This window comes from Bradyrhizobium erythrophlei (assembly GCF_900129505.1).
In the GTDB taxonomy this organism is placed as follows: domain Bacteria; phylum Pseudomonadota; class Alphaproteobacteria; order Rhizobiales; family Xanthobacteraceae; genus Bradyrhizobium; species Bradyrhizobium erythrophlei_D.
On sequence record NZ_LT670818.1, the window covers coordinates 5,930,661 to 5,957,320 of the forward strand.

The 26,660-nt window shown below is 60.4% G+C and carries 23 protein-coding genes and 1 tRNA gene; 10 read left to right on the forward strand and 14 right to left on the reverse strand.

The window, feature by feature from the left end:
* Window positions 1-98: 98 nt before the first annotated feature.
* The 3 genes from B5525_RS27465 to B5525_RS27480 all read left to right on the forward strand — a co-directional run bounded on the left by B5525_RS27465 (window position 99) and on the right by B5525_RS27480 (window position 2,988).
* Window positions 99-1,577: an exopolysaccharide biosynthesis polyprenyl glycosylphosphotransferase gene (locus B5525_RS27465; RefSeq protein ID WP_079568808.1), complete on the forward strand. Its 1,479-nt coding sequence runs from the start codon at window positions 99-101 to the stop codon at window positions 1,575-1,577.
* 546 nt (window positions 1,578-2,123) lie between these two features.
* Entirely contained in the window at window positions 2,124-2,720 is a 597-nt protein-coding gene (locus B5525_RS27475) for a recombinase family protein (protein WP_079568810.1), read from the forward strand.
* A 13-nt stretch (window positions 2,721-2,733) separates the two neighbouring features.
* Window positions 2,734-2,988: a hypothetical protein gene (locus tag B5525_RS27480; protein ID WP_154073462.1), complete on the forward strand. Its 255-nt coding sequence runs from the start codon at window positions 2,734-2,736 to the stop codon at window positions 2,986-2,988.
* 252 nt (window positions 2,989-3,240) lie between these two features.
* Here B5525_RS27480 and B5525_RS27485 read toward each other — a convergent pair.
* From B5525_RS27485 to B5525_RS27500, 4 genes are all read right to left on the reverse strand, one after another.
* Window positions 3,241-3,314 (reverse strand) — tRNA-Gln (locus tag B5525_RS27485).
* A gap of 111 nt (window positions 3,315-3,425) precedes the next feature.
* Window positions 3,426-4,607 carry a hypothetical protein gene (locus tag B5525_RS27490; RefSeq protein ID WP_079568812.1) on the reverse strand — a complete coding sequence of 394 codons (1,182 nt, stop codon included), beginning with the start codon at window positions 4,605-4,607 and terminating at the stop codon, window positions 3,426-3,428.
* 576 nt (window positions 4,608-5,183) lie between these two features.
* Window positions 5,184-5,504: a hypothetical protein gene (locus B5525_RS44480; protein ID WP_154073463.1), complete on the reverse strand. Its 321-nt coding sequence runs from the start codon at window positions 5,502-5,504 to the stop codon at window positions 5,184-5,186.
* 504 nt (window positions 5,505-6,008) lie between these two features.
* Entirely contained in the window at window positions 6,009-6,413 is a 405-nt protein-coding gene (locus B5525_RS27500) for a hypothetical protein (protein ID WP_154073464.1), read from the reverse strand.
* Window positions 6,414-7,354: 941 nt separating this feature from the next.
* Between B5525_RS27500 and B5525_RS27505 the strand changes: the two genes are divergently transcribed.
* The 3 genes from B5525_RS27505 (at window position 7,355) to B5525_RS27510 (ending at window position 8,207) form a co-directional block, all read left to right on the forward strand.
* Window positions 7,355-7,624, forward strand: coding sequence for a hypothetical protein (locus B5525_RS27505; RefSeq protein WP_079568814.1), 270 nt, complete (start codon window positions 7,355-7,357; stop codon window positions 7,622-7,624).
* Window positions 7,625-7,650: 26 nt separating this feature from the next.
* Window positions 7,651-7,773 carry a hypothetical protein gene (locus B5525_RS47290; RefSeq protein ID WP_276328799.1) on the forward strand — a complete coding sequence of 41 codons (123 nt, stop codon included), beginning with the start codon at window positions 7,651-7,653 and terminating at the stop codon, window positions 7,771-7,773.
* A gap of 89 nt (window positions 7,774-7,862) precedes the next feature.
* Complete coding sequence (locus tag B5525_RS27510) at window positions 7,863-8,207, forward strand: hypothetical protein (protein WP_154073465.1); 345 nt, start codon at window positions 7,863-7,865, stop codon at window positions 8,205-8,207.
* On the opposite strand, the gene B5525_RS27515 is transcribed toward B5525_RS27510, so the two are convergent.
* The 10 genes from B5525_RS27515 to B5525_RS27570 form a co-directional block, all read right to left on the reverse strand.
* The gene (locus tag B5525_RS27515; RefSeq protein ID WP_079568816.1) at window positions 8,168-8,377 is read right to left on the reverse strand and encodes a hypothetical protein; all 210 of its coding nucleotides are present in this window, start codon (window positions 8,375-8,377) and stop codon (window positions 8,168-8,170) included. The genes B5525_RS27510 and B5525_RS27515 overlap by 40 nt on opposite strands.
* Window positions 8,378-8,903: 526 nt before the next feature.
* The gene (locus B5525_RS27520; RefSeq protein ID WP_079568817.1) at window positions 8,904-9,503 is read right to left on the reverse strand and encodes a hypothetical protein; all 600 of its coding nucleotides are present in this window, start codon (window positions 9,501-9,503) and stop codon (window positions 8,904-8,906) included.
* 1,384 nt (window positions 9,504-10,887) lie between these two features.
* Window positions 10,888-11,640, reverse strand: coding sequence for a hypothetical protein (locus B5525_RS44485; RefSeq protein ID WP_154073466.1), 753 nt, complete (start codon window positions 11,638-11,640; stop codon window positions 10,888-10,890).
* A 530-nt stretch (window positions 11,641-12,170) separates the two neighbouring features.
* The gene (locus B5525_RS27535; protein ID WP_079573850.1) at window positions 12,171-13,967 is read right to left on the reverse strand and encodes an NAD(P)/FAD-dependent oxidoreductase; all 1,797 of its coding nucleotides are present in this window, start codon (window positions 13,965-13,967) and stop codon (window positions 12,171-12,173) included.
* Between the two features lie 1,552 nt (window positions 13,968-15,519).
* Window positions 15,520-16,008 (reverse strand): hypothetical protein, encoded by a 489-nt coding sequence (locus B5525_RS45905; protein WP_197687854.1) that lies wholly within the window; start codon window positions 16,006-16,008, stop codon window positions 15,520-15,522.
* 370 nt (window positions 16,009-16,378) lie between these two features.
* Window positions 16,379-16,714: a septal ring lytic transglycosylase RlpA family protein gene (locus B5525_RS27545; RefSeq protein ID WP_079568819.1), complete on the reverse strand. Its 336-nt coding sequence runs from the start codon at window positions 16,712-16,714 to the stop codon at window positions 16,379-16,381.
* A gap of 599 nt (window positions 16,715-17,313) precedes the next feature.
* Window positions 17,314-19,092 (reverse strand): ABC transporter permease subunit, encoded by a 1,779-nt coding sequence (locus B5525_RS27555; RefSeq protein ID WP_079568821.1) that lies wholly within the window; start codon window positions 19,090-19,092, stop codon window positions 17,314-17,316.
* Window positions 19,093-19,139: 47 nt separating this feature from the next.
* Window positions 19,140-20,501, reverse strand: a complete 1,362-nt coding sequence (locus tag B5525_RS27560; RefSeq protein ID WP_172899989.1) for an LLM class flavin-dependent oxidoreductase — start codon at window positions 20,499-20,501, stop codon at window positions 19,140-19,142.
* 45 nt (window positions 20,502-20,546) lie between these two features.
* The gene (locus B5525_RS27565; protein ID WP_079568822.1) at window positions 20,547-21,626 is read right to left on the reverse strand and encodes an ABC transporter substrate-binding protein; all 1,080 of its coding nucleotides are present in this window, start codon (window positions 21,624-21,626) and stop codon (window positions 20,547-20,549) included.
* A 71-nt stretch (window positions 21,627-21,697) separates the two neighbouring features.
* Entirely contained in the window at window positions 21,698-22,846 is a 1,149-nt protein-coding gene (locus tag B5525_RS27570) for an ABC transporter ATP-binding protein (protein WP_244567600.1), read from the reverse strand.
* A 354-nt stretch (window positions 22,847-23,200) separates the two neighbouring features.
* Between B5525_RS27570 and B5525_RS27575 the strand changes: the two genes are divergently transcribed.
* The 4 genes from B5525_RS27575 to B5525_RS27590 all read left to right on the forward strand — a co-directional run bounded on the left by B5525_RS27575 (window position 23,201) and on the right by B5525_RS27590 (window position 26,658).
* Complete coding sequence (locus B5525_RS27575; protein ID WP_079568824.1) at window positions 23,201-23,947, forward strand: class II aldolase and adducin N-terminal domain-containing protein; 747 nt, start codon at window positions 23,201-23,203, stop codon at window positions 23,945-23,947.
* A gap of 141 nt (window positions 23,948-24,088) precedes the next feature.
* Window positions 24,089-25,603 carry a 4-hydroxyphenylacetate 3-hydroxylase family protein gene (locus tag B5525_RS27580; RefSeq protein WP_079568825.1) on the forward strand — a complete coding sequence of 505 codons (1,515 nt, stop codon included), beginning with the start codon at window positions 24,089-24,091 and terminating at the stop codon, window positions 25,601-25,603.
* A gap of 24 nt (window positions 25,604-25,627) precedes the next feature.
* Window positions 25,628-26,164, forward strand: a complete 537-nt coding sequence (locus B5525_RS27585) for a flavin reductase family protein (RefSeq protein ID WP_244567601.1) — start codon at window positions 25,628-25,630, stop codon at window positions 26,162-26,164.
* A 74-nt stretch (window positions 26,165-26,238) separates the two neighbouring features.
* On the forward strand, window positions 26,239-26,658 hold the full coding sequence (locus B5525_RS27590) for a RidA family protein (protein WP_079568827.1): 420 nt from the start codon (window positions 26,239-26,241) through the stop codon (window positions 26,656-26,658).
* The last annotated feature ends 2 nt before the right edge of the window (window positions 26,659-26,660 follow it).

Genomic DNA, 26,660 nt, shown 5'->3' on the forward strand with positions numbered 1-26,660 from the left:
GCGGCCGGACGGGCCGGAAGTCGCGTTGGCCAATCAAACAGGATGCGTTCACGCGAACATGTGTCGCGGAGACACTGAGAACCGGGAAGAGGGCGAGAATGACAGATGCGGGCGCGATTCTTCCGCGGAGCGAAACGCCGAAGAGCCGCTATCCTGGCCGGCGTAGGGGTGATGCGGGAGATGCGGGATTTGCCGATCGATTTCGAAAGCCCATTGTCGCCGCGACGTTGATGTTTGGCGATGTCGTTGCCGCCATTGCCGCCATTTCACTCAGTCGAGCGTTGATCGGGATGACCGGCGCGCAACCGCCGAGCCCCAACCACCTCCTGATAGCATTGCTCATTTTGACGTTTTTCTGCGTTCGCCTCTACACCGGATGTGGGCCTAGCCCCTATGAGCGATTTCGGCTTCGTACAATCGGTATTGTGGGTTTCGTGGCGATCGAATTACTGATCGGAGCCCCGAATGGCCAGTTGGGCCTGCTTCTTGTGACCGGATTTAGCGACGCGCTCCACCTGGTGATCTTCGGTCACTACGTTGAGGCGATGATGCGGACTCTATTGATCCATCTCGACCTGTGGGGCGCTTCGGTTGTCCTAGTCGGCTGTGGTGACAACAGCCGAAAATTGGCGCAGTTGCTGGCGCATCAGCCCTCCCTCGGGTTGAGACCGATCGGATTCATCGAGACTTCTCGTGACCGAGATTTGCGTGACGCGGCACTTCCGTTGCCGCTGATCGGAGCGATAGCGGATCTGGGCCGAATCGGTCCTCATGTCGAATTCGCAATTTTCGACTCCGCGGATGAACTCTCCGCGCTGACATCCACCCCGCAGGCATGGATGTCGTCTTGCCGCCTCTTGCTGGTCGAGGATGTGCACGATTTGCAGAGCTTGTGGTTGCGTACGCGGATGCTCGGCGGGGCAATCGCAATTGAGATCAGGCGCGACCTCTGTTTGCGACACAATCAGGTGCTTAAGCGCGCCATCGATATTGTCTTCGCGATCCCCATTGCGCTGCTGGTATGTCCGATCACCGCCGTTCTTGCGGTTGCCATTAAGCTCGTCGATCCGGGCCCCGCGTTCTACGTTCAGGAGCGTGTCGGGCGCAACTCGACGAAATTGCGGGTTTTGAAGCTTCGCACGATGTATGCTGACGCCGAGCAACGGTTGGAGGAACATCTGTGCCGCGATCCGCAGGCGCGGGCGGAATGGCAGCGCTTTTTCAAGCTCGCCTACGACCCTCGGGTGCTGCCGATCATCGGAAACTTCATGCGGCACACCAGCCTCGACGAGCTGCCGCAGCTCTGGAACGTAATCCGTGGCGATATGAGTCTCGTCGGTCCGCGGCCTTTTCCCGCGTATCATATGAACGGCTTTGATTACGAGTTTCGCGTCATTCGTGTCAGCGTTCCGCCTGGCATCACCGGCATGTGGCAGGTCTCATCGCGGAGCAACGGCGACTTGCAGGTTCAGAAGGCGCAAGATCTCTTCTATATTCGAAACTGGTCCATGTGGCTCGACGTTTACATCCTGTTGCAGACAGTGATTGTTGTTCTGAACGGCAGAGGCGCCAAGTGAATTCGCTGGGATTGGGAGAATCGATCATCGCCGTGCGCCTAGCAATTGCGTATTTTCATCGGGGCGTAAACAATGAACATGGCACCATGGTCGTGGACTGTGGGGCGCGCGGCTAATGTCGTTAGCCCTGCGCCGCGTGACGTGACCTGTGGTGCGCCGCGCTTTCGGCCGATCCCGGTGCACTGCTGTCCCACACGCCTGAATGGATCGACATGATATGCGCGGTGGATGGATGGATGGACGGACGCGAGCCGCCTCTACGTGGGGCCATCGGGGCGCCACGTCGTCCTGCCGATGGTCGCGAAGCGTATATGTAACCTTAATATCATCGAGGAGTCTCTCCCACAGGGATGGGGGGTCGGGGGGCTTGTCATCCCGGCATCCGCACTTTGCTGGTCGAGAAAACCGACCGTCTTTATCGTAACCTTGAGGATTGGGTGCTCCTCGACGAGCTTAACATCGAAATCCACCTCGTGAAGGAAGGTGTTGTTCTCTCGCAAGATTCAAAATCGTCCGAGAAATTCTTCCACGGCATCAAGGTTCTGATTGGCAAAGAATTACATCGACAATCTTCCGGAAGAAGCTCGCAAAGGCCAGCAAGAGAAAGCCGAGCAGGGCATCTGGCCGACCAAGGCTCCGCTCGGCTATCTCAACGTACCGGGCGCGGACGGCAAGCGCATTATCGCGCCCGATCCCGCCGTCGCATCCATCATCACCAAGATGTTCGAATGGTACGCGCCGGGCGTCCTCTCGCTAGAGGAAATTGCCGACAAGGCTCACGCGGCGGGCCTTTCGTATCGGCGGACGAGTGCCGCCGTTCCCGTGAGCGCCGTGCATACCATCCCACACAATCGCATCTATACTGGTGAGTTTGTCTCGAAAGGCCGCATCTTTAAGGGACGCCACACGCCTTTGATCTCTTTGGACCTGTTCGAGCGGGTTCAGGATGCGCTTAACAGCCGCCAGAGGAAGAAGCTCCGCCGTGTGAAGAATGACTTTGCGTTCTCGACGCTCGTGCGCTGCGGCCATTGTGGCTGCGCCCTGACCGGAGACATCAAGAAAGGCCGCTACATCTACTATCGCCGCACGGGCTACAAAGGGCGCTGTCCGGAGCCCTATCTCCCCGGAAGCCGTTCTGTCTAGGAAGTTCTCGGAATTGTTGCGCCAACTCGACATTGGCGAGCCCGCTCTTCAGTTCGTCTCGGAAGGCCTTAAGTCCAGCCATGTGGATCAAGCCAAGGAGCACGTGGAAGCGATCAAGGGGTTGCAGGCAGAATACGACCGAATCCAGTCGCGCATTCAGGACGTCGATAAGCTGGACGCAAAAGTGGACCCCGGCATGTTCGAGCGCCTGTCTGCCGACTGGCGCAAGCAGCAGGACCGGTGCTTGCGCGAGATCGAGCGCCGCTAATCAGCCGATCAGCACTACCTTGAGGAAGGTGTCACCGTCCTTGAGATGGCGAGGAACGCCCAACGCCTGTTCGATAGCGAGGAACCGATGCAGAGGCGGCGGCTCCTCAATTTCGTGGTTTCGAACTCCACATGGGCGAATGGAGAGCTGAATGCTGACTTACGCGAACCATTTGGATTTATTGCTGAAATGGCCAAGTTTACTTCCGGCGGCAGTTCATCAAACGGGGCAAACTTCGCCGATCGTGCTGGTTGGCTGGGGAACTAGGATTCGAACCTAGACAAACAGAGTCAGAGTCTGTTGTGCTACCGTTACACCATTCCCCACCGAAGCGACTGATTTGACAGCACTTTTTTCGGAAGTTTTCCAAGATCGCCAAGGAGTTTTCCAAATCGGGCGTCTGGCAGCGGTGATATAGCCGTCCAAACGTTCGCGGTCTAGTCCTCCTTCGAGACCAGCCGAAGCCGCTTTTGCCCTTGGGCCGCGACCTGCATCTGATCCTTCAAGCGCATGTAGTGCTCGACGTTCTGCCTGGACATGCCGATGTCGTTGGCGATCTGGTCGACCTCGTAGGCTTGCTCGGCGCGCGCCAGGATGCCGGTGCCGCGCAGGCCGTGGATGGTCGGATGGTCAGCGTCGTCGGGCTCTATGTCCCAATCGTACTTCTTGACTTGGGCGGCGACCCATTCTTTCCAGCGGCGACATATCTCCCGGCCTTCCGGGGTGTCGGCAAGCCAGCGACCCCAACGCGCGCGCAGGCCGTGAGCGGCGTATTGCGCGCCCTTCGGCGAATAAAGGTAGAGGTCTTCGCGGAAGCGATCGATCGGCTTCAGCCAGCGTGAATTCGTGAAGGTCACCGGCGTCTCGGCCCACTGGTCGATCTCGAGCGCGTCGGCGGCCGCGAGGGGAATGTGAAAGGACCTGCGGCGCGTTCTGGTCTTGAGCGGGCGACACCAGAGGCCGTTGTGGTCGCGGTGCTCGGGCCCCATCCTGATGAGATCGCTGCCGCGCTGGCAGGTCATCACGCCGAGCCGCATCATACGGACCAGATCCGGCCAAGCGTGCGTTCGGACATAGTCGATCACCCATGACGGCCACGGCACATGCCCGCGGTCTGGGATGTCGAAGTCTCTCACCTTGTCGAACGGATTGAATTTGGCGAGGTCCAGCGGAATCGCCCAATCCCAGATAGTGCGGCCGACCGACAGCATCTGGTTTGCCATCACCGCGGTTTCTTTCATTGCGTCGCGTGCGGTCTGGACCGTGATCGGCGCCAGGTCGCGAACCGCCACCATGCCCCAAGTATCGTGCGCCTCGAAGCGGCGCATGTGCACTTCGTAATTAGTTTGTGTGCCTTCGGAGAGCCGTTTGAATTCGTCGCTTGCGCGGTATCGGGTGATGAGATCGCCGATCGAGCCGGCCGGATAGCTGGTAGGAGTCGAGTTCCGGCGCCGCTCGACTTCGGCGAAAAACCGTGCCGGGTGCTTGACCGCATCGGGCAATTTGATCCGCTCGCCCTCGCGGTCGGTGTTTCGTCCGGGATTCCAATAATAGTAGGTGTAGACCTTTCCGCTTTTTTTGCGGATGGTTTTGGTCTCTACCCCTTCAGGCAGCGCCACGCCGGTTTCCCTTTTTCTGGCCAAATCTCAACGCTCCACGCATGGCCGCATCGGTGGTGTCCGATGCCGTGCGGCCGGAGAGTTTACGGTCTACGTCTTCCCAGCGCCAGCGGGGAGTGCCCGAAGGGAACGTGTCGCACGGTGGGGCAGGCGGCCTTCCTTCACCCATTGATCCCATGTATCTGTCGAAATTAGCAATTCGGCCGCGCCGGTCTCCCGGTCGACATAGGACGGGGTTCGATCGCCGCGAAGCAGAGTCTCAGACTTTCGAACCGTCATTGTCGCCGCACCCGTGATGCTTCATGTCGCACCTGATTTCGAAAACCGAGATCCGGAATCTCACACGCTCAACTTCGAGAAAATAGGTCAATGTTCGGGGTTCGCCCCATGGGTCACCTCCTGGCCTTTCGCGACGTGAACTTCCGTCCTCCACCAACCTGTGCACCTCTTAGTTCGTTCAATCACGGCGCCAAGCATTCACCCCTCTGAAAGGAGGGAAGACTTGGAGGTGTCATGAGATGGTTGGAATGGCGACAGATCCCTTTCGTCCAATAAGATCGAAAGAGATGACGACGATCATTTTTCGTTGACTTGAGTTCGATCGGCGGCCTTCGGCGGTAAGTAGTTCGCAAATTTCGCTAAATTGGTCACGCTGGCGGGCCGCGAATCGACGATGATGATGAGCACAATGCGTACACTGCCGCTCTGCAAGCGCCCGGCCGACGCCCGGATGCCCTCGCGGCCCAGAAAGCGCAGGGCGTGAAGTTGGGCGGCCTCAACGCGAAGGGCATTGCCAACCGACAGGAGGCGCTGGAACGGGCCGAGCAACTGCGCCCGGAGTTCGCCGAGCTCGCCGGCATGTCGCATCGGCAGATGGCTGTCCGAGCTGAATGCCAAGAAGATCCCAACGCTGGCGGGCGGACAATGGCACGCCGAGACGGTCAAGCGGGTGTTGTCGCGCCTCGCATAGGCGGGCAGGCTTAAGGCAGCGACTTCCTCAGGTCGACGATTGATGCATCCGCCTGAGCCGGGGTGCCGCTTCGCAGAAGGATCGCGCCCAGCGATCCGATAATGGCGAGAACGAGCACGACGACGGCTATCGTAAGATGCCGTTTTGACGCCGATGATGATTCGTAAACAGACACAGGCCAGCGAAACGACACGTGCGTTGATCCTCCTGAGAGTACCCCGCAGATGCCCTCCACGAGTCGCAGGGCCGTTCGGTGGCGCGGCGGCGACCATCTGACGGCATCATGGTGGCGTTACGGCTGCTGACGCGGCCGGCGCCACGGTGGGCGCGTTTTGAGCGGGGGCGCCCCTCGAAACCCCAGCGGTAGTCAAACCGCTTCCCCGTGGCCCCGCGCCGCGATGGCGGTCACGGCAGATCGCTGACCACGCGCTCTAAAACAGCCGCGTCGCAGGTCGGCACAGTAGTTCCCATGTCGAATTGTCTCCGACCCGCTCATGCAGAAACGTCACGCTCGCCGCTCCGGTCACCCTATCGACTGAGCCGTCGACCGTGACAGGCTTCAGCTTAGTGCCGGCATAGCTCATCGCCTGGGTTCCGTGGAACACCATCGTGCTGTCGGCCCTCTCGAATGGGATGTGGTACGATTCGAAACTGACGGTCCGCTCCGCGAAATTAACGATCATTCCGAGATTCGTGACCGGGTCGGGCTTGGTATCGTCGCCGGCCGTCATCAGCTTGCTAGTCCCGTTGCATGACAGCGTGATCGAGGTCGGCTGCTGAGCTCCTACCGCCGCTATGGGCAATGCTACCATCAGAACCACATAGGAAGGCCTCATTGTTTTCCCTCGGTCGCCGACCTCGCCGCAGAACGCCTCGCAACGGCGCGTAGGCGAGGCAATGATCTTGCCGGCTAGGTCTGGCAAGGCGGCGTAGTCTCGCATGGTGGCCGCCTGACGCGGCCGGCGCGACGGGGGACGCGCTAAATCACGTAGGGGGTTCTTCGGCCCGCTGCCTGGCGAGCCGTTTCCCGTGCTTCGCGGCACCTCATTTCGCCGTTTGAACGACCCCACGGCAACCGCCGGACCATTGCTGTCGCGCCAGAGGACTTTGCGCTAGATCATGGTCGCCTTCGTAAGTGGGCGCATACTGACTGATGGCCCATTTCATTTTCGGGTGCCCTGCGACCGGATTAAACGTCCAGCACCAACTGGACGATGATGAAGACGTGCCCGAAACGAGTTTGAAGCAGTCATCTGTCCGGCTTGCACCAAAGTGCACCTAACAAATCGGAAGACCCGGAAGTTGTTGGGTCAGCCCGACGCGTAAGGCGGCGCTGACGATCTCACCGGCCGTTTGCCGCGCGGCGGTGGCCAGACCGACCCACTAATTCGGGTGGGTCATTTGCGTCCACTTAGCGCCCAGAGTGAACAGGCCGCCGCAAGCGCAATTACTGCGCCTGCAACGGCGGTAACGGCAGCGATCTCTTGCATGTCCTATAATCCGTCCGTTTCCCAGCCCGGGAAGGTGCCGCACATATCGGCACGATCCTGATGTAGTTCGCAGGCCGGCCGATCCCATTAAATTCGGTTTTAGTTCGATGGTGATGACGTCTTCGGCTCGTTCGCATGGGACCATTTGAGTTTTGAGGTACGGTTTTCGAACGACTGTTGCCGTCGCGCAACGTTTTTAACTCGAGCTCGCAATGAAGTCGCTTTGTTGCGTTCCCGACTATCCAGGAGCAACTTTCCTTTTGGTGATTCACGCGCATCATGTGTGAATGCAATGTATTCGCCCCAACTTCTCCGCCGGTCGCGCGACAAGTCGCAGCCGTATCAGCAATGGCTCGTGGCTGCTTCCTGGTGTTGATGGTCGAAGCGCCACAGCGCGCCGATTCCGCGACATCTGTGCCGCCTATGAGGCTGAGGCGGGCGGCAACGTCACCGAGGTAGAACGCGATCTGATCCGCCAGGCGGCAGGTCTTACGCTTCGCGCCGAGCAGCTGCAGGGGGCAATCGTCGCGGTGAAGCTGTCGACAACGACGAACTGATCCGTCTCTCCAGCACCGCCAAGCGCTTGCTCGAGGCGATCCGCGCCAAGGCGGCGAAGAACAAGCCGGCGGCAGTCACGCCGCTCGAATACGCGGCCAAGCGCGTGGCAGAGAAGGCCGCTGGCGCGCCGGACGGTGACGCGGCATGAACGCACCGGCCCTCAGCATCATCGATACCCTTGACGATCACGCGCTCATTGCGCCGTGGTTTGTTGGTCCATCCTGGAACGCCTGGCGCGTGATCCTGAAAGCCGCGTTCGCCATCCCGCTCGACGACCGCGAGATGGAGACATTTCACGCGCTGGCGGGCGACCGTGCGCCGCCGGAACGCCAGGTAAAGGAGCTGTGGGTCATCGCCGGCCGCAGGGCGGGCTTCGGTCACGCTGACCGGTTGCGGCCCGGCGAACGGGCGCTGGTCCTGAACCTCGCCACCGACCGCGACCAAGCCAAGATTTGCCTGAATTACGTCCGGCTGCAACTGCGGCGCGCCGGCGAAGCGCAAGAGTATGGTCGTTGCGGAGGTTTTCGCAAACGCCCCACAGTTTATTCGCCTTCCTCCCTTTTTTGCCGCTCGCGCTCGTGAAGGCGCTCCACGATCGCCGTGCGCCCTGGTATTAGCGCGGCCTCATCCGAAAACCGCTGCGCAAGATCGGAGTTATACTGTTGAACGACGTCGAGCACCGCTTCCTTGGCGAGCCTGCGATGGTACTCGGCAAGTAACCTGTGCATCGCTGCGAGCTGTTCATCTGTCATTGGCGTCCCGCCTTGGCCGCAATACCAGGCTACAACAGCCTACTGGTCCCGCGCCTGTTTGCGGCGTCCCAATGCCGCTTGGATATGACCTTCGCATGCGCCCACTATGGACGCGCGGCGCGGCCGTGGATGCGTTCCGAGCCGTCTAAAACGCGCCGGCGCGGGCCTATTCAGGCAGCTTTCTGCCCGTAGCCTGGAGTATCGGCGTGTCGTCCGGGAGTTCGAGGCGTTGGATTGAGCAACTTCAGTCCCGCGTCGCTACCGGACGCTGTGAGACATTGACCGAAGCATGCTGCCCAATCCGTCCGAGAGGACGCCGTTATTGTAATTGGCGTCCCAAAAATAAACGACGCCGAGGACGATCAGAAAAGCCAGGAGCATTCGCATGTCACTTCCCTGGGCGGGCGACCATTCCATCATCTATCAGGCTTCATCTTCCGCCGACCAATGTTCGAGGTTCTGGGGTAGGGCACTCGTCCTGATAAATTACGCGCATGATGCCGATGCGCGCGAAAACGCTTGGTGGTCAATCCAGCGCGCGACCGGCTGCAGCCGTGCCACGATCGCGGAGATTGCCAAGCGCCTTAAGGATGCCGCCTGAAGGCCAATGTCCCAAGCGGGTTTGATTATTGGGTAATGCGTCCGATGCTCTCGCGCACGATGAAGGCGGCTTGGGGAAGGGCAAGGGTGACAGCATCGCCAGCCGACGCCGCCAGGGCTGCGTTAACATCGATAGCTTCCCTTCAAGCAAGGCCGCCCTCTCCACAGTTGCCATAGTTTGAGCGCTGGCCTTGAGCAGTTCGGCCAAGAGCTTGTTCGTCCGCTCGCACTCTCTTTCAAAGTCAGCCCGGTGGCCGCTGGCTATGGCCTCCATCTCGATCAGTTCGGCCTGCAACGTCTCAATTTTTCGGTTTAAGGCGGTGACCACCTGGTGACCGGCCTGTGCTTGCGGTCCACGGGAGACTGGGGAATGGCTGATTTCGGTGAGATCGATCTGTACCAACGTCTTGCCGTCGTTGGAGCGGGAACGCGGCAATCTTTGTCGCTTCACCAGCGCCCTTGCCGCTTCAGGGGAGATTTTGAGCCTTTCGCCTAGTTCGGCATACGTCAGCATCTCGACGGGCATGATGTCCACTCCCGTTTAGCCGGGCGGTCACCACCCGGACACGACAAACGATATCAACACCCAGTTAAGGGTTGGTTTACTACACCTGACACGGCCCAAGCTACCGGCTGATACCGCGGTGAGCAAAAACGGCTCCAGCCCGGGGGAAGCTGGAGCCGCACTTGGGATGTGCCGGGAGGGAGGAGTCCGGCACAATCTTGATATGTGCGATGGGCGGACGATTCCCATTATATTATGGTTTAGGAAACAGCTTCAGTTGGTGTGTGGCACAGCCATGACACCTCCGCGTGCGAAAGCCGCCGCGACGCCCCCAGCGCGCGCAGTCAGCCAACATCACGCGGCGAGGAGGGATTTTGTTCCCGCCCAAATGTCCAAAAGTGCACCTAACGGGATCCATCGCAACATGGAACCTGCTTAGAGTTCCGCTAACGGAACACCCCAGCCTCTAAACGTGCTCATGTCAAAGTTGGCTCAGTGCGCAACAGCTTGCCATTGAGGTGGAAACAGCGCAGCAGCGGTGGACGCGCAGACGCCCGCCGAAATAAAAATCCGCAGCGGTCCGGTGCAGGCGCTTAGTGGTTCAAGATGGCTATGACGGCACCGGCGAAGCCCAGCACCAACAGGCCCGAAGCTGTTACGGAGACCAAGTCAATTGACCAAGGGTGACCGGCTCCGCCGACCAGATCGCAATGTCCCGACCGGCTTTCGTCGCGATACGTGTGAATGCGCATAATCGTCCCCGCTAGTGGCTGAAGATTGTGAAGGCAGCGAACGCGACCGGCAACTCGACCAAGGCCGTGCCGATGGCCAACAGCCAAATCTCACGCTTTGTCTGGGTATCCATAATCGCCTAACGCTCAGAGGCACGGCCGGTTCCACACGGCGTCCGGCAGGCGTGGCGCCGGCTGCCGCGCGCCCGATGGCCAGGTCGGCCAGTTCAGCGCCGCCGACCTCTGACCCATCACGAACCCGTTCCTGAACAGTGACTTCGACTACCGGGTCATCACTTAAACGCTCGGATCGTGTCCGCCGGCGCCGCGGACATGGTCTGCGCGGCCTCGCATGCCCCCCATCGAGAGCGAGGCCGCGCCCGCCGGGGCAGCCCGTCCGGCCATGGCCACAAACAGCGGAAAATTCGTCTGCTACTACCGGGTCAGTAACGGCCGCCAGGGCAAATCCGGGCTGGGCCTCGGTGCCCAGCGGGCCGCGGTCGCCACCTATCTCAACGGCGGCGACTGGCAGATCCCCGCACAAATCGGTGGACACCCTGCGGGGCTATGTTCGGGATGCAGAGTTATTCAAGGATCATGCAGGTACCGGTTTGCTCTAAAGCGGGCTCTGTCAGATGCCGCGTTGGCAAGGTGCAGCGTCACTTCCTTGACGTCTAATCGAGCCAACCGAACTTTCGCTCGGGCCACGATGCCTGGACATTGTGCACGGACCGGTCCTGTGCCCGAGAATTTTGCTCTGCCCGGGCATTTTTCATAGGCCGGACGTGTACCCGTGCATTATGCATGCGCCGGACCTTAGCTCGGACCTTATGCTGGGACCGTACATGTTCGCGGGCATTTTTCACGGGTCGGACCTCGGCCCTTGCATCTTTCTCGGCCGCCCAAGCCTGAAATTGCTTCAACAAGGCTTCGGCTGGCGGCTGATTGATTTCGGTCTGGCTCCGATCGGCAGGCTCAATAGCGCCGGTAATTTCGTCGCGCGTCTCTTCCTCGGCCGCCCAAGCTTGGAATTGCTTCAACAAGGCTTCTGCTAGCGGCTGACTGATTTCGGTCTGGCTCTGATTAGGAGTTTTAAAAGCGGCAGCAATTTCGTCGCCCGTCGGCGCTTCGCTTGCTGTCGGCAACAAAGCCGGGGCGTGTGCGGTTGATTGAATTTTTGGCATCGACTGGGTGCCATCCTGAGGCGCCGATGTGCCGACCAGGGAAGCCGTGGCGCTCGCAAGCACGATTGGATTTTCCGCCGATAGAACTGCGAAGACGATCCCTGCGGTCGTTACGCCCAAAATACTCATCTTCATGATTTGTGACGCAGTAACCGCTCTGTCCCAAGCTTTCAAGATGCCCACCTGCTGGGGTTCTTCAGTATGAACGGAGAGACGGAGGGAAATAAGATCGTTCGTCGCCATCGGTGATGTCCCCACGCTAAACGCAACATCGAGCATCCTGGCATGAGCTTCTTAACGGGATCCTGCTCCCGAGGCCTAAATAGCGAGATCGTCGGCGCGATTTGGGAGAAATCTTGATTCCATTGGGTGAGACCGCACGATCTTTCGTTGGTTTTTGCGGCGCTTGTGGCCCGTGATCGTCGAGATGACAATTCAGTTTGGCCAGAAATCGGCGGAAACCCTGCGGTGCTCCAAGGATCATGCGGGAGCCGGCATGCTTTGAGCAAGCGCGCTACGCCAACGGTGCGTCCATCTTCAAAATGATGGACCAGTCTGGGCACAAGTCGATCGATACCCTGCGGGGCTATGTGCGCGATGCGGAGCTATTCAAGGATCACGCCGGGACCGGATTGCTTTGAGCGTTAGTGACCAAAGCACGAGCACATGAACGAAGCGATCGCATTCGTCGGCTCGCTGTCGGCTGGCAGTAGCGACACCGCATCGCTCGGATCGGCTTGGGGCTCGCAACCCGCGAGCCCCACTTGGCAACCTCAGGCCTTGTGATAGACGGCTTGCAGGCCATAGACCGGCGTCGGGATGCCCTCGTAGCGCGCCTTCAATTGCAGGGAAAGGAATTGCGAATAATGGCGCGACTGGTGCAGATTGCCGCCGTGGAACCATAGGCCTTCCTGCTGCGTCGGCTTCCATATGTTCCGCTGTTCACCTTCCCATGGGCCGGGGTCTTTTGTCGTGTTCGAGCCGAGACCCCAGACCTTGCCGACCTTGTCAGCCATTTCCTGACTGATGAGATCTGCGACCCAGCCATTCATAGAGCTGTAGCCGGTGGCGTAGACGATCACGTCAGCCGGCAATTCCTGGCCGTTGTCGAGTCTGACGCCGTTGGGCGTGATCTCTTCGACCTGCCCGCTGACGAGCTTGACCTTGCCTTCGATGATGAGCTGGGAGGCACCGACGTCGATGTAATAGCCCGAGCCGCGGCGCAAATACTTCATGAAGAGGCCGGAATCGTCGTCGCCGAAGTCGAGCCGGAAGCCGGCTTTCTCCAAACCGGCATAGAAATCGGCGTCGTCCTTGCGGATCTTATCGTAGACCGGCTTCTGGAACTGATGCATGATCTTGTAGGGTAGGGACGCGAAGATCAGATCTGCTTTCGCGGTGGTCATGCCGCCGCGAACGGCGCGCTCGGAATAGAGATCGCCGAGGCTTTCCATCAGCGAATCCGAGCGCACGATATGGGTCGTCGAGCGCTGCACCATCGTCACGTCGACGCCAGCCTCGTAGAGCGCGGCGCAGATGTCATGCGCGGAATTGTTCGAGCCGATGACGACGACCTTCTTGCCCTTGTAGCCGTCGGGACCGGGATGGCGCGAGGAATGATGCTGCTCCCCTTTGAAGGTTGCCATGCCCTTGAATTGGGGCATGTTCGGCTTGGCGGACATGCCGGTAGCGAACACAATCTGCTTGGGCCGCAGCGTAATCTCCTTGCCATCGCGCTCGACAACGACGGTCCATTCCTTTTTGGCGTCGTCCCAACTGGCGTGTTTGGCCGTGGTGTTCGTCCAGTAGTTCAGCTCCATGACCTTGGTGTACATCTCCAGCCAATCGCCGATCTTGTCCTTGGGCGAGAAGACAGGCCAGTTCCTGGGGAAATCGATGTAGGGCAGGTGATCGTACCAGACCGGATCGTGCAAGCAGAGCGACTTATAGCGGTTGCGCCAGGAATCACCCGCACGTGCGTTCCGTTCGACGATGATCGTGGGCACACCGAGTTGGCGTAGCCGTGCGCCGAGCGCGATGCCGCCCTGGCCACCGCCGATGATAAGCACGTAGGGCTGCGTCTCGAAGCCGAGCTTCTCGACTTCCTCGTCGCGCAATTCCTTCCAGGTTTTCGTGCCGGGGTTGACGCCGTGCTTGGCGCCGAGCGGTCGGGTGAAGCCGGCCTTTTCCTCATTGCCCTTCAGCTCGACGATCGTCGTCAGCAGCGTCCATATCTGGCCGTTCTGCAGGCGGATGAGTCCATATCCGCGAGCGACCTCGGTCTCGAACGAGATCCAGGACTCGGTCACGCCGCCAGCTTCGGTTGCAGTCTCACCCTCGGCGATTTTCCAGTTGCGCGGCTTCACGCGCGCGACGCAATGCGCGAGCATGTCGCGGACCTGATCGCGGCCTTCCATTGTCTTGATGTTCCAGGTGAACGCAACAAGGTCGCGCCAGTAGCATTCCGGAGCGAACATTTCCACGGCGGCGTCGAGATCGTCTGCCGCAAGCGCGGCTTCGAATTTGTCGAGAAAAACTTTGACGCGCGCGTTAAGCGTGGTGTCGAGCATCATTTCCTCCCGGGATCGTTTTCAATTTTTTTGCGCCGGTAGCGCAACCTTATCCTAATTATCGAACGAAACCAGACTTCCGTGGTCCGATTTCCCCGTCGGCCTCAGCAGCCTTGAGCGCTCGCCCACAACGACGCTGTCCCCCCGACGGTATAAAGAGTTCCATTTGCTGCGGTGCATGAGTTCGGGGGTGGCACCATCCGGGCCGCCCGCGCCAGTTCGGCGATGTCCGTTGTTTGGGAAAGACCAGAAGTTGTCGGCTGAGGGCCGAACCGGCGCGATTGACATACGTGCCGTACGCTCCCGCTGATAGAGAAATCGACAGCGGTTATCGGTCAAGTCTTAGAAGAGAAAATCGTCTGAATAACATCTTCGCTGATGGGCGATAGATCGCGCGCGGACAGGGGCGGCAGCATCGCGCGCAAACTCTCTGGACGAAGCAGAGTTAGTCCATGATGTACCGAGGGTGCCCGTTGGGCCGCCTCAAGACTCTCTCATCCGATAGTTTCGTGATTTCTCGCGAGACGGTCTCAACCGTAACGCCGACATCTGTCCGGCTCATCGGTAGTTCTATTCCCCGTTAACACCGATGCGATTGTTCATCTGTAGTAAGAAAGCGGCCACCCGTTCCCTTGCCGTAAGTTGCCCAAGCAGGATGCGGTGATCCTCTGCGTGCAGGAGGTCACGCTCCGCGATGCTCCGAACGCCGCGCGAACGACAATTTCGACGACGCTTTCCGGAGAAGCGCCTCTCGTTTCACCCGACGGACTGTTGTTGCCTCGACGATTGCCTCCGCGCTCCAGCGATAGCGCATCGAGGGGTCTAGTCCGAAGACGTCTCCGGGAAAATAGATAGAATGCGCCAATCTGACGCCGTCCGTTGGTGAGCTTGCTTGAAATGCAGATCGCACCGTTGACAACCTGATAGCAATAGGTTGCGGCCTTCTTGGCCGTAGATTTCCTCGTCTTTCTTGTAGGAATAGGTGCTTTTCAAGATTGTGCTCTTTTGGCGTCCGAGACGCCAAAGTTCCTCCATTGCTTGAGCTAGATCAAGATGGGAAGGCTACCGCTTTAGTTGTTCCCCATACTAACCGGCCACTGCCCGATCAGGATCGGGCATCGCGGACTCAACCCCACAGCAATGCCGCAGCGAGCAACACAACGCACAGCAGCGCCAATACCACCCAGATTTTCGTAACGCTCACCGCAGCCATGGGGGTCGGCTCCGTGTTGGTTTGGAGACGGAAGAAAGAGGGAACCAACGGCTGTCTCCCGTCGCTAACTAACCAAGGGATCGCCGAGGGACCATCACGGCACCGGCTGACGGGGTTTCTATAACGCGCTACTCGCCGTCCTTCGCGCCGAAGGGAAATACGCTTGCGGAACCATCGCCGCTTTGATGGAGAAAGCGGCCGATCTCAAATTGCAAGTGGACGAATCCGGTGGTGCGCGACCGGACATGACACCTCAAGCGCCGGACGTTGAGCTGCCGACTGCGAAGTGAATGGTAAGGCCGCCTCAGTTGGCGGCCTCTTTCAGACTAAATCTGGGACTTAGCACAAGCGGCACGCTCCCCAGGATCCGCAGCACGCGCCACCCGCGCAGGCCACCCAGCCGGCGCAGGCACCGAACCAGATGCCACCGAACCCGCAGCCGCCGCAACCACGGCAGCCGCCGCAACCTCGGCAGCCAACAAACCCGCCACCGCCGCAACCACGGAAGCCGCCGCACCCGCCGCACCCGCCGCAACCTCGGCAGCCGCCGCAACCACCGCATCCGCGGGCCAGCTGCACGCCGCTGCCAACGTTTTCCCTATCGAAGACATAGAACGTGGCGAGACTGACGTCGGTCATTTCCTCTTCGCTAAGAACGAAGCGCTGATTGGGCGAGGTATTGTCAGATTGCGGGATACCGGCAGTGGGCATCGTGGATGCGGATGCATTACCCACCAACGAGAAACTCAGTCCGGCGGCACCCAGCACCTTCACGGCGGCGGCTTTGGTTCTGCGTTTCTGCTTCGAAGCTTGCTTGACCCGTGACATGGTCGCATCCTCCGTAAGTCCTTGTGAAATCGCTTGGCAAGCGTGCGCTCGGCGAAACCGGCGCGCAAGGGTCACTTTTGCTATAAAACGCGAAACATCTCATCGAGTTCCATTCATCTTCATGAGCGAGATCGACACATAACCGCTTTTGGTTGAGCAGATTCCCGCCATCTGTGGGCAGCAGCATGGACCTGTATGTCTCGGCATGGCACGAACCGGACCAGCCTGACCGGTCCGACGATGTCCGTTGATTGGGGAAGACCGGAAGTGTCTGCCAGACGGTCGAAACGCGCGATTGATCCGTCGCAGATTCTCTTCGGCCAGCTCGAATCAATGCTGCGCTACATACCCGCTCCGAACAGGACCGCTATTACTGACGCTCGATACTAACCATTGCCGTACCGGCGCTGATCATATCGAGTTCCCGCGCGGCAGCACGGCTCAAATCTATAATGCGACCACGGCCATACGGCCCGCGATCTACTATGCGCACTACAACCGTCTTGCCGTTACGATGATTAGTAACCAGCACCATCGTACCAAATGGCAATGTCTGGTGCGCTGCAGTAAGCCCGTTTGGGCCAGTGATCTCACCACTTGCGGTACGGCCGCCGCTGTAGAATGCGGCGCGGCCGGACTCGGCAAGTGCCGGGCAGACCGCTGCAGAAGCCAAAACAACAGCAAGGAAAAACTTGGAACTAATCATCAGGCCTGAACGCGGGATGATCGATTAAGTTCCAGGCTCAGCTGAGAGTTGCGGGCGTTGCTTTCGAGTATTGAGGTTCTGTGAGCCGCATCGGCGGCGGTCCTGACCGGCCGCAATGCGCCGACGCCGCCGAGCGTTGTCGTTCTGACCGCGTCGGTATTATGCTCGCCGCATCGCAACTCAAAATGATTTTGAATCGATCAATTTGCGGAAGTTATAACCTCCCGCGAGCGTCGCTCATGCAATCAGCACGGCACGACATGGCATGAGATCATGGAGGCCGGAAAATGCTTACGGCGGTCTCATCCGCATTTATTGGCATTTGGGTAGCTGTTCTCGATAATCAGAACCGATACATCTTACCCCTTCTCATTTCCGGCATCCTCATCCTCGCCGTCAGTTCCGCCATAGCGCAGGAACATCTCCATCCGCCGCAAGATCAGACCATCCATGAGCAGTTTTATTCCACCTGGATGATGCCAGACAATCGCAACTTGTCATGCTGCCGCAACGTTGACTGTTCGCCTGTGGCGCAGAGCCGTCATCCGCCGAGATATCGGAACGCCATGACGAACCCGGCCAGCTTTCGCTCTCGAAGCTCAACCGGAAGAACGTAGACGCCGGTCCTGGACAAATTCGATGATCGCAAACATAACGATTACGACGATGAGGACGACGACTGACGCCGCGGCGATGACCGGGCTGACTTGAAGGAGAATCCCGTCCCACATCTGCTTGGGCAATGTTGTCTTGATCCCGCCGCCGATGAAGAGCGCGACGGTCAATTCCTCGAAGGATTGCAGGAATCCGGTCACGAAGCCCACCGCCAGGCCGCTTGCGACGAGCGGAAGTGTGACGCGCCAGAAAATGCGCAGACGTCCTGCCCCGAGCGTCGAGGCGGCCGCATCAAGATTCCAGTCATATCCTTTGAAGGTCGCCAGCATCACCATGAACACGACCGGCATGGCAATGACGGTGTGGCCGATGATGATGCCGATGTCGCTCGCCACCAGCGATATCCGCGCGAACAGGTAGAACAGGGCGATCGCGATCACGATCGATGGAACCATCATCGGGGACAGGCACAGCAGGAACGCGACACTGCCAAGCCGGCTGCGCGTTCGTGCAACGCCGAGGGCCGCCATTGCCGCGATCAGCAACGTAATCGCGGCGGCGGCAAAGCCAATGCTGAAGGATCGGATCATCGCGCCGAGCCAGAGCGGCGAGGCGGCAAACTGCTCGAACCAGCGCGCACTCCAACTCGGCGGCGGGAACGATAGAAAGGTCGACCCGGTAAACGCCATCGGAACGAAGGCGATGATCGGAACCAGCAGCATTGCGATCATGGCCCAGGCATAGATGGAGAGGAGGGCGCCGCCGCGGAGGCCTCGAATGTTGCGGTTCCACACCTCTTCGACGCGCCCGCAGATCACCCCTAAGAGATTGACGATTGCAAGCCCCGCCCGGCGTACCAGGCCATCCGGCCGCGTCGGCCGTTCGCCGCCTGTGGTGGCGGACGACAGGCCGAAGATCCAGTCATAGGCGAAGCAGGTGGCTATCGTGGAGATCAGCAGGATCGTGGCCAGCGCGCTGCCGAGCTGCCAGTTCTGCAACTCATTGATCTGCAAGATGATGAGCTGCCCGATCATCGTATCCTTCGCGCCGCCCACCAGCGCAGGCGTGATGAAGAAGCCGAGCGAGGCGACCAGGACCAGAAGGCCGGCCGCCGCCACGCCGCGCATCGAGAGCTGGAAAAACACCTGCCAGAACGCTCGCGCGCTGTTGGCGCCCAGGGTCGATGCAGCCATCATGAGGCGGCGATCAATCTGGTTCATCACGGGCAGCATCGTCACGACCGCGAGCGGCAGCAAGGTGTGCACCATCGCAAACACGACGGTCGTGCGCCCGAAGAGCAACTGGTCGCCGCCCTTGACGCCGATCTCGGCCATGGTCTTTGCGATGATCCCGTTGCGTCCGAGCAGGACAAGCCAGGAGAAGTTCTTGATCAGTGCACTGGTCCAGAACGGCAGCAGCACGAACAGTGCGGCTATTCGCTGCTGCCGTGGCGGCTTGCGCGACAGCCAGTACGCCAGGGGATAGCCGAGCCCGACGCACAACGCGGTCGTCCAGAGCGCGACCGAGAAGGTCGTCGACAGCACGGCAAGATAGGGGCCTCCGTTCCAGATCCTGGCGAAGGCCGAGAAGCTCAACGCGCCCGTAATCCTGTCGAAGAAGCTAAGCGACAGCATCTGCGCCGTCGGCAGGATTAGAAACAGAGCCAGGAATGCGAGGCCGGGCAGGGCAAGCCACAACGGATCAAGCTTCAGCTTCCGACGCCTCGACCGTTCGGCCATTCCGAGGGAAGCAATCTCGGCCATCGGTCAGTGCCTCTGTTCGATCCGTTGCAACAATTGGACGTCGCCGGTTACGCGCGCTTCGCGACCGGCGATGCAGGTGTGGATGAGGCGTAGCGATTATCCGGACGCGACAGGCCCAGGTGCTCCCGCAGCGTGCGGCCTTCATAGTCTTGGCGGAAGACGCCGCGGCGCTGCAGCTCCGGCACCACCTTCTCGACGAAATCAGAGAGCGTGCTCGGCAGGGCGACGAACGAGATCATGAAACCATCGCAAGCGCCGGCCTCGATCCAGTGTTCCATGTGATCGGCGATCTGCTTGACGGTGCCGCAGAAGGTCGCCTTGTTGCGATTGTAGCGTTTCGCGATCTCGCGCAAGGTCAGACCCTCGCGGATCATCCCGGCGATCTCGTTGAAATAGGCCTGGTGGTGATTGGACGATGTCGGAACTCGATGTTTCGGCACTGGCTCATCCAGCGGCAGATCCGAGAGATCCGTTTCGAGGTCCATCCCCAGCCGCATCACGCCAACGTCGGGATGAATGAGATCCTGCCAGCTCTCGAGCTTGTCGCGGGCTTCCTGCTCGGTCTCGCCGATCACGACCGAAATGCCCGAGGCGATCTTCAGATCCTCCGGCCGACGGCCGAACTTGCCGATCCGCTCCTTCAGTTCGCGATAGAATGCCTTGGCGCCTTCGAGATTGCCGCTCGATCCGAACACCACTTCGGCGTATTCGGCCGCGAAATCCTTGCCGGTATCGGATGCGCCGGCCTGGATGATGACCGGCCGGCCTTGCGGCGACCGTTCGAGGTTGAGGGCGCCGTGCACGGTGAAATATTTGCCCTTGTGGTCGAGCAGGTGTTGCTTCTCGGGCAGGAAGCTCAGGCAGGTCGTCTTGTCGTAGACGAAAGCGCCGTCTTCCCACGTGTCCCACAACGCTTCGACGACATCGACGAATTCCTTTGCCTTGGCGTAGCGATCGGCATGCGGGGGCAAACGATCGAGCCCGAAATTGCGCGCCGCGTAGTCGTTGGCGGAGGTGACGACGTTCCAGGCGGCCCGGCCGTGTGAGATGTGATCCAGCGAGGCGAACTGCCGGGCGAGGTTATAGGGCTCGAAGAAGCTCGTGGAAGCGGTCGCACCGAGGCCGATACGAGTGGTGGCGCCGGCGATCGCCGACAGCAGGGTGATCGGCTCCAGCACGTTCATGAACAGGGGGGAGCGGCTCCAGACCTTGAGGTTCTCAGTCCGTGCCGCCGGGGTGTCGGCAATGAAGAAGAAGTCGAACTTGCCGCGTTCGGCCAGTTGCGCCATCTCGCGGTAATAGTCGATATCGGTCGAGGCGTGTGGCCGCGCCTCGTCCATCAGCCAGGACGCCGCGTGCGATCCATTGGCGTGAATCAATGCACCGATCACCATCTGCTTCTTGCTCATGATCATCTCTCGACCTTTGTTTGCATGCCCGCCTGACGCCGTTCGTCAGCGCTTTCCGCCCATCAAGAGCCATTCCTGGAAACGATCGGAGACCGCGGCGTAGTTCTTGCCCCAATAGGCGTAGTCGCGCACGGTGAGGCCGGCGAGATTTTCCGGAAGAGTCGGAAGCACCTTCGCGCGCTCCGGCGCAATGAATTTGTAGGCCTTCAGATTGCTCGGACCGTTCGCGACGACGGTCGAATAGGCCGCCTGCCGCTCGGCCTGCATGCAGAACTGCACGAACTGGCGGGCCTGCTTGAGCTTCGGCGTGCCGCGCGGGATCGACCAGCCGTCGATCGAATAGAGCCCCTTCCAGACGATGTTGACGGGAGCGCCGGCATCGATCGCGGCAAAGGCGCGCGCCGACCATGTATCGGCCATGTCGACTTCGCCGCTTTGCAGGATCTGGGTGTTCTGGGCGCCACTCGTCCACCACACCGCAACGTCCGAGCGAAGCTTGTCCAGTTTGGCGAAGGCGCGATCGATATCCAGCGGATAGAGATCCGTCGGTGCCACGCCGTCCGCCAGCAGTGCTGCTTCCATCACGCCCTTCGGACTGCGATACAGGCCGCGGCGCCCGGGAAACTTGGCGGTGTCCCAGAAGTCCGCCCATCCGGTCGGGGCATCCTTCTTGTAGACGTCGCTGCGATAGGCCATGACGATACCGTAGGCCGAAAAGCCGAACCAGTTCGGCAACAGCGCGCCCGGAATGAGCTCGTCATCCGGGCCTTTGGATATCTCAAGCGGCTCGAGATAGTTCTTGTCCGCGGTCAGCCGCGCCACGTCATCCGGCGTCACCATGCAGACGTCCCAGATCTTGCTGCCGGTGTCGACGACCAGCTTGAACTGGGTCACGGGATCGGATTCATGGGCGACGCCTTCGACGCGGATGCCGGTCGCCTTCTCGAAAGGATCATAGAAGGCGGTCCGCAGCGCTTGTCCCGGCGCGCCGCCGACGTCGGCGACCGTGATCTGCTCGGTCGCGCCAGCTCGTCCGCTCCAGACCGCCGGGAGTGCAACGCCCGATGCAGCCGCGCCGGCAGCCTTCAGAAGCTTGCGTCGCGTGATCGTGGTGATGGCAGACATTTATTGTTCTCCGTGATACAGGTGTCGGTTTTCGCAATCGAAAGCCGCGTGGCGGCGCTCGCAGGCCTTGCTCATGTGATCGCCGCGGCTGAGCCGCCCTCGAGCAGGCGGGCCTGTTGGCGGTCCCAGCGCAGGAAGACATTTTCGCCGATCGCAACCGGCGGCAAACCGGCGTCACGGCGTACGGTCAACACGGTGTCGCTGGGAAGCCGGACCAGAAGTCTCGTCTCCGAGCCTGCATAAATGCTCTCCTCGACGCGGCCGGACAGGAAGCCGTCATCATTCTTGCAGAGCAGGAGCTTTTCAGGGCGGACGACCAGTGCGGCCTGTTCGCCCACCGGCGCGGAGCAACCGTCGGGCAGCGGCAAGACGCCATCGGCAGTCTCGATGCGACCGCCTGCGGCGATGGTCCCGTAGATAAGGTTGGACGCACCGATGAAGTCGGCAACAAACGTGTTGGCGGGCCGCTCGTAGATGTCCTCAGGCTTGCCTAGCTGCTCGATCCGCCCGTCGTTCATCAGGCAGATGCGGTCGGCCAGCGCCAGCGCCTCCTCCTGGTCGTGCGTCACGAAGATGATGGTCGCGCCGGTCTCCCGGTGCAGCCGCTTGATCTCGATCCGCATGCTATCCCGCAGCTTCTTGTCCAGCGCGGATAGCGACTCATCCATCAGGATCAGCGATGGCCGGTAAACGAAGCAGCGGGCAAGCGCCACGCGTTGCTGCTGGCCGCCTGACAGCTCCCGGGGGAAGCGGCTGGCGAACTCCGACAAGCCGACCATTGCGAGCGTCGCCTCGACCCTGCTCCGCACTTTGTCTGCCGGCGTTCCGCGCATCTGCAGGGGAAATGCGACATTCTCCCGCACGGTGAGATGAGGGAACAGCGCATAGTTTTGAAAGACAACGCCGATATCGCGCTTGTCGGCGGGATTGTCGGTCTCATCACGACCGTCGATGACAAGACGGCCGCTTGACGGCTCGACCAGCCCGCAGATGATCTGCAGCAGCGTCGTCTTCCCCGAGCCCGATGGGCCGAGAACGGCCAATAGCTCGCCGGCAACGACCTTCAATTCGAGCGGCTTGAGCACCATCGAGGTGCCGTAGGCCTTCGCGATGCCGCGGACATGCAGTTTGACCCGCGAGGACTGCTCCGCGGGCTCACCTGCCGGAGCCCGGTCGGATGCCACATCGTCGACCTCCGGACCGAAGTCATTACGCGCCAATCGCCACAACATCCGAAACGCATCGCTACGGCGGCTTCGAAGGGGTGGAAAGGCGCGGATCGCGTCCATTACAGGTCCTGTCGGGTCAACTTGCGCAAAGTAAGCCGTCCGGAGCCGCAATGTGTAAATTACGAAATCCGGGCCCTTTGCTTAGACGAGGCCTAATCGGCCGGAGTGCGGAATTATTGGGCAGTGATTGACTATGCATTGATCTTTGCGCCCGATGCGGCGGCACTTGCAGCTATAGTTTCACAGTAATCACCGGCCACGATTTTCCTATTTTACCCCTTGGAGCGGAGTCCGTAAATCTCAGCTGGCCCATTCGAGACGCCTTCAGATTCCTTGGAGCGACAGATGAACCACTCCACCGCAGCGCCGGATGAACAGCAACTCCGCATTGATCTCGCTGCGGCGTTCCGCATCGTCGCCAGGCTCGGCATGCACGAGGCTGTCGCGAACCACTTCAGCGCCGCCGTCTCGGCTGACGGCCGAAAATTCCTGATGAATCCGAAATGGCGCCATTTTTCCCGCATCAAGGCCAGCGACCTCGTGCTGTTCGATCTCGATGACGCGAGTGGTGTGAAGGACAGGCCCGATGTCGATCCGACTGCATGGGCGATCCATGGCCAGATGCACAAGCAACTGCCCCAGGCCCGGGTCGTGATGCATCTGCATCCGCCCTTCGCGACGACGATCGCGTCGCTGGCCGATCCGAGCGTCAGGCCGATCGATCAGAATACGGCGCGCTACTTCAACCGGCTCGCCATCGACGAAAGCTACGCCGGAATGGCCGACAGCGAGCAGGAGGGCGCCCGCCTGGCCCGGCTGCTCGGCAACAAGTCGCGGCTGATGATGGGGAATCACGGCGTGCTCGTCACCGCGAGCAGCATCGGCGAAGCCTTCGATGACATCTATACGCTTGAGCGCAGCTGTCAGATCCTGGTGCAGGCCTACGCAACCGGCCAGCCGCTCAAGGTTCTGCCCGACGAGGTCGCCGAAAACACCGCGCAGGATTGGGAGCGGATCACCGACTTCTCGATCGCTCATTTCGAGGAGATGAAGCGCATTCTTGATGCCGAAGATCCGTCCTACGCGCACTGAGCTGCGGCTGAGGCATGGACGCCTCGGAGCGCCGTGGTTCGGCTGCCGCTAAGCAGAGCGCCGGAAAGTTCTATTTTTTCTTTGCTTACCGACACGCGATAGTGCCAACCAGGCCACCGAGAAGACGAAACAGGAGCGGACATGATACGGACCGGTGAAGAATATAAGGCCTCCATTCGGGACAGTCGCGCCGTCTACATGAACGGTGAGAGGATCAAGGACGTCACCGCTCATCCATCGTTCCAGCCCCTGATCGATATTCGCGCCCGCATCTACGACCTCCAGCATGATCCGGCGACCCGTCACCTGATGACCTATCGGGAGGATGGCGAGGTTCATGCCATCAACAACAAGTTGCCGTTCAGTCAGCAGGACTGGTGGGACAAGCGCCGCGCGACCGACACGGTGCTGGAAGATATAGGCGGCGTGGTCACGCGCGTCGGCGACGAGACTGTCGGCGAAATGTGGTCGCTGTTCGACGGGCAGGACGTGCTCAACGAGGTCGATCCGCAATTCTCGAAGAACATTCGTAACCATATCTTCAAGGTTCTTCATACCGATCCGTTCCACGTCTCGGCGAACACCGATCCCAAGGGCGATCGTTCGAAGGCGCCGCAGGACCAGGATCCGGACATGCTGCTGCATGTCGTCAAGGAAACGGATGCCGGCATCATTGTGCGCGGGGCAAAATATGAAACAGCCGCGGCTTATGCCAATCAGGCCTTCACCAAGCCGACAATCGCTAATTGGGGAGATGCCGCTTATTCGGACTATGCCGTCGGCTTCATTTGCGATCTGAGCTCGCCCGGACTGAAGTTCATCTGCCGCACCGGTTTCGCGGGCCGCGCGCCGATCGACGACTATCCACTGTCCAACCGGTTCGACGAAGTCGATACGCTCGTCATTTTCGATAACGTCCTAATCCCCTGGGAGAACGTTCTGTTCTACCGGCACACCAAGGCCGCGGTGTTCATCCGCGCGACGCTGCATCGCTATTCGGCCTTTGCTTTCGTGCAGCGCAACCTCAAGCTCGCCGACATGCTGATCGGCGCGGCGCTTTTCAACGTCCGTCAAACCGGGCTTGAGAAGCAGCAGGCGGTGCAGGAGAAGCTCTCGCGGCTCGCCATCTATCGGGAGGGCATCAACGCCCATCTCACCGCGGCGATTGCACTGCCCGAGCGCAGTCCCGGCGGCCTGATGATGCCGAACCAGTCGCTGCTCTATACCGGACGCGTGCTGGCCTGCTCGCAACTCCACGAGATGATGCATATCGCACGCGAATTGTGCGGAGGGCAGATCTGCGTGACGCCGGACAAGGCGGCGTTCGACGACGCCGAGACCGGGCCATGGCTCGACAAATTCTACACGATCAATGATCAGTGGGTCGCCGATGACAGGCGGCGGCTGCTTGCCTTTGCCCGCGATCTCCTGAACTCGGACTATGCCGGTCATCGCCTGACGTTCCAGTTGTTCGCGCAATCGGCGCCGTTCGCGCATCTTGCCGCAGTCTATCGCAATTTCGATTGGGACGGTCCGCTGGACTTCGTCCGCAGGTCCGCAGGGCTGTCCAGAAAGGTCCTCGACGCGAAGGGTGGCCGGACCGGCGATCGCGCCGTGAGCCAATGGTTCGGTCAGGTCAGGGACGCCGCCGAATAGTAACGCACGCAGAGGAGGTCTTTCGTGTCAGCCATCAGCTTGCAACAGGCCGCGCCGGAACTTCGTGCGCAATTCCTTGATGGAATGAGCCGTGCCGCATTCTGCGTCAACGTCGTGACGACCGACGGCCCGGCAGGCCGCGCCGGTGTTACGGTCTCGGCAATGTCATCAATTTCCGCCGACGGCAACAGCCCAACGGTGCTGGTTTGCATCCATCACCAGAGCAAGACGGCGGCGGCGATCGTCGAAAACGGCGTGTTCTGCATCAACATTCTGCGCGACGATCAATCCAGCATCGCCGACTGCTTCGGCGGGCGCAAGCTCGGGGATGCCGACAAGTTTGCTTATGGCAGATGGGTCGAGGGTGACACGCGGGCGCCGCGTCTGGCCGACGCGGTCGTGGCGTTCGACTGCCGCGTGCTGTCAGCCGAACGGGTCGGCACGCATCGCATCTTCATCGGCGCGGTGGGCTCGGTGACGATGGGATTGGGCACGGCGTTGATCTACGCGGACCGCACCTATGGCAGGGCCCAGCGCATCGTCTCACCCGAGCCAAAGTAACCATAACCGCCTGCGGCACGAGGTCGTGCCGCTGGTCAAGCCTCATCGCTCCAATGACCACCCGGGACAGCCCGATGACCCACACGCGCATCCGTAAGTTCAACACCAGGGACACCTATCCTGAGCAGAAGCTCGACAATGATCTGTGCCAGGCCGTGGTTGCTAGGGGCAGCATTGTCTTTGTCCGCGGACAGGTCGGGCAGGATCTCGACACCGCGGTGAATGTCGCCATCGGCGATCCCGTCGGTCAGACCGACAAGGCGATGGCCAACGTCAAGATGCTTCTGGAGGAGGCAGGCTCGCGGCTCGAAGACATCTGCAAGATCACCATCTACATCACCGACCCGCGTTATCGCGAGCCGGTCTATCGCAGGATCGGTGAATACCTGAAGGGCGTCTTTCCGGTCTCGACCGGTCTCGTGGTGTCGGCGCTGGCGCGGCCAGAATGGCTGGTCGAGGTCGACGTCACCGCCGTCATTCCCGACAACCGATGAGG

Excerpts from the sequence above, each read along its gene's own strand:
- B5525_RS27465 (WP_079568808.1), top strand. The coding sequence starts at position 99 with ATGACAGATGCGGGCGCGATTCTTCCGCGGAGCGAAACGCCGAAGAGC.
- B5525_RS27500 (WP_154073464.1), bottom strand. The coding sequence starts at position 6,413 with ATGAGGCCTTCCTATGTGGTTCTGATGGTAGCATTGCCCATAGCGGCG.
- B5525_RS27505 (WP_079568814.1), top strand. The coding sequence starts at position 7,355 with ATGCAATGTATTCGCCCCAACTTCTCCGCCGGTCGCGCGACAAGTCGC.
- B5525_RS27515 (WP_079568816.1), bottom strand. The coding sequence starts at position 8,377 with ATGACAGATGAACAGCTCGCAGCGATGCACAGGTTACTTGCCGAGTAC.
- B5525_RS27520 (WP_079568817.1), bottom strand. The coding sequence starts at position 9,503 with ATGCCCGTCGAGATGCTGACGTATGCCGAACTAGGCGAAAGGCTCAAA.
- B5525_RS44485 (WP_154073466.1), bottom strand. The coding sequence starts at position 11,640 with ATGGCGACGAACGATCTTATTTCCCTCCGTCTCTCCGTTCATACTGAA.
- B5525_RS27535 (WP_079573850.1), bottom strand. The coding sequence starts at position 13,967 with ATGCTCGACACCACGCTTAACGCGCGCGTCAAAGTTTTTCTCGACAAA.
- B5525_RS45905 (WP_197687854.1), bottom strand. The coding sequence starts at position 16,008 with ATGTCACGGGTCAAGCAAGCTTCGAAGCAGAAACGCAGAACCAAAGCC.
- B5525_RS27545 (WP_079568819.1), bottom strand. The coding sequence starts at position 16,714 with ATGATTAGTTCCAAGTTTTTCCTTGCTGTTGTTTTGGCTTCTGCAGCG.
- B5525_RS27555 (WP_079568821.1), bottom strand. The coding sequence starts at position 19,092 with ATGGCCGAGATTGCTTCCCTCGGAATGGCCGAACGGTCGAGGCGTCGG.
- B5525_RS27560 (WP_172899989.1), bottom strand. The coding sequence starts at position 20,501 with ATGAGCAAGAAGCAGATGGTGATCGGTGCATTGATTCACGCCAATGGA.
- B5525_RS27565 (WP_079568822.1), bottom strand. The coding sequence starts at position 21,626 with ATGTCTGCCATCACCACGATCACGCGACGCAAGCTTCTGAAGGCTGCC.
- B5525_RS27575 (WP_079568824.1), top strand. The coding sequence starts at position 23,201 with ATGAACCACTCCACCGCAGCGCCGGATGAACAGCAACTCCGCATTGAT.
- B5525_RS27580 (WP_079568825.1), top strand. The coding sequence starts at position 24,089 with ATGATACGGACCGGTGAAGAATATAAGGCCTCCATTCGGGACAGTCGC.
- B5525_RS27590 (WP_079568827.1), top strand. The coding sequence starts at position 26,239 with ATGACCCACACGCGCATCCGTAAGTTCAACACCAGGGACACCTATCCT.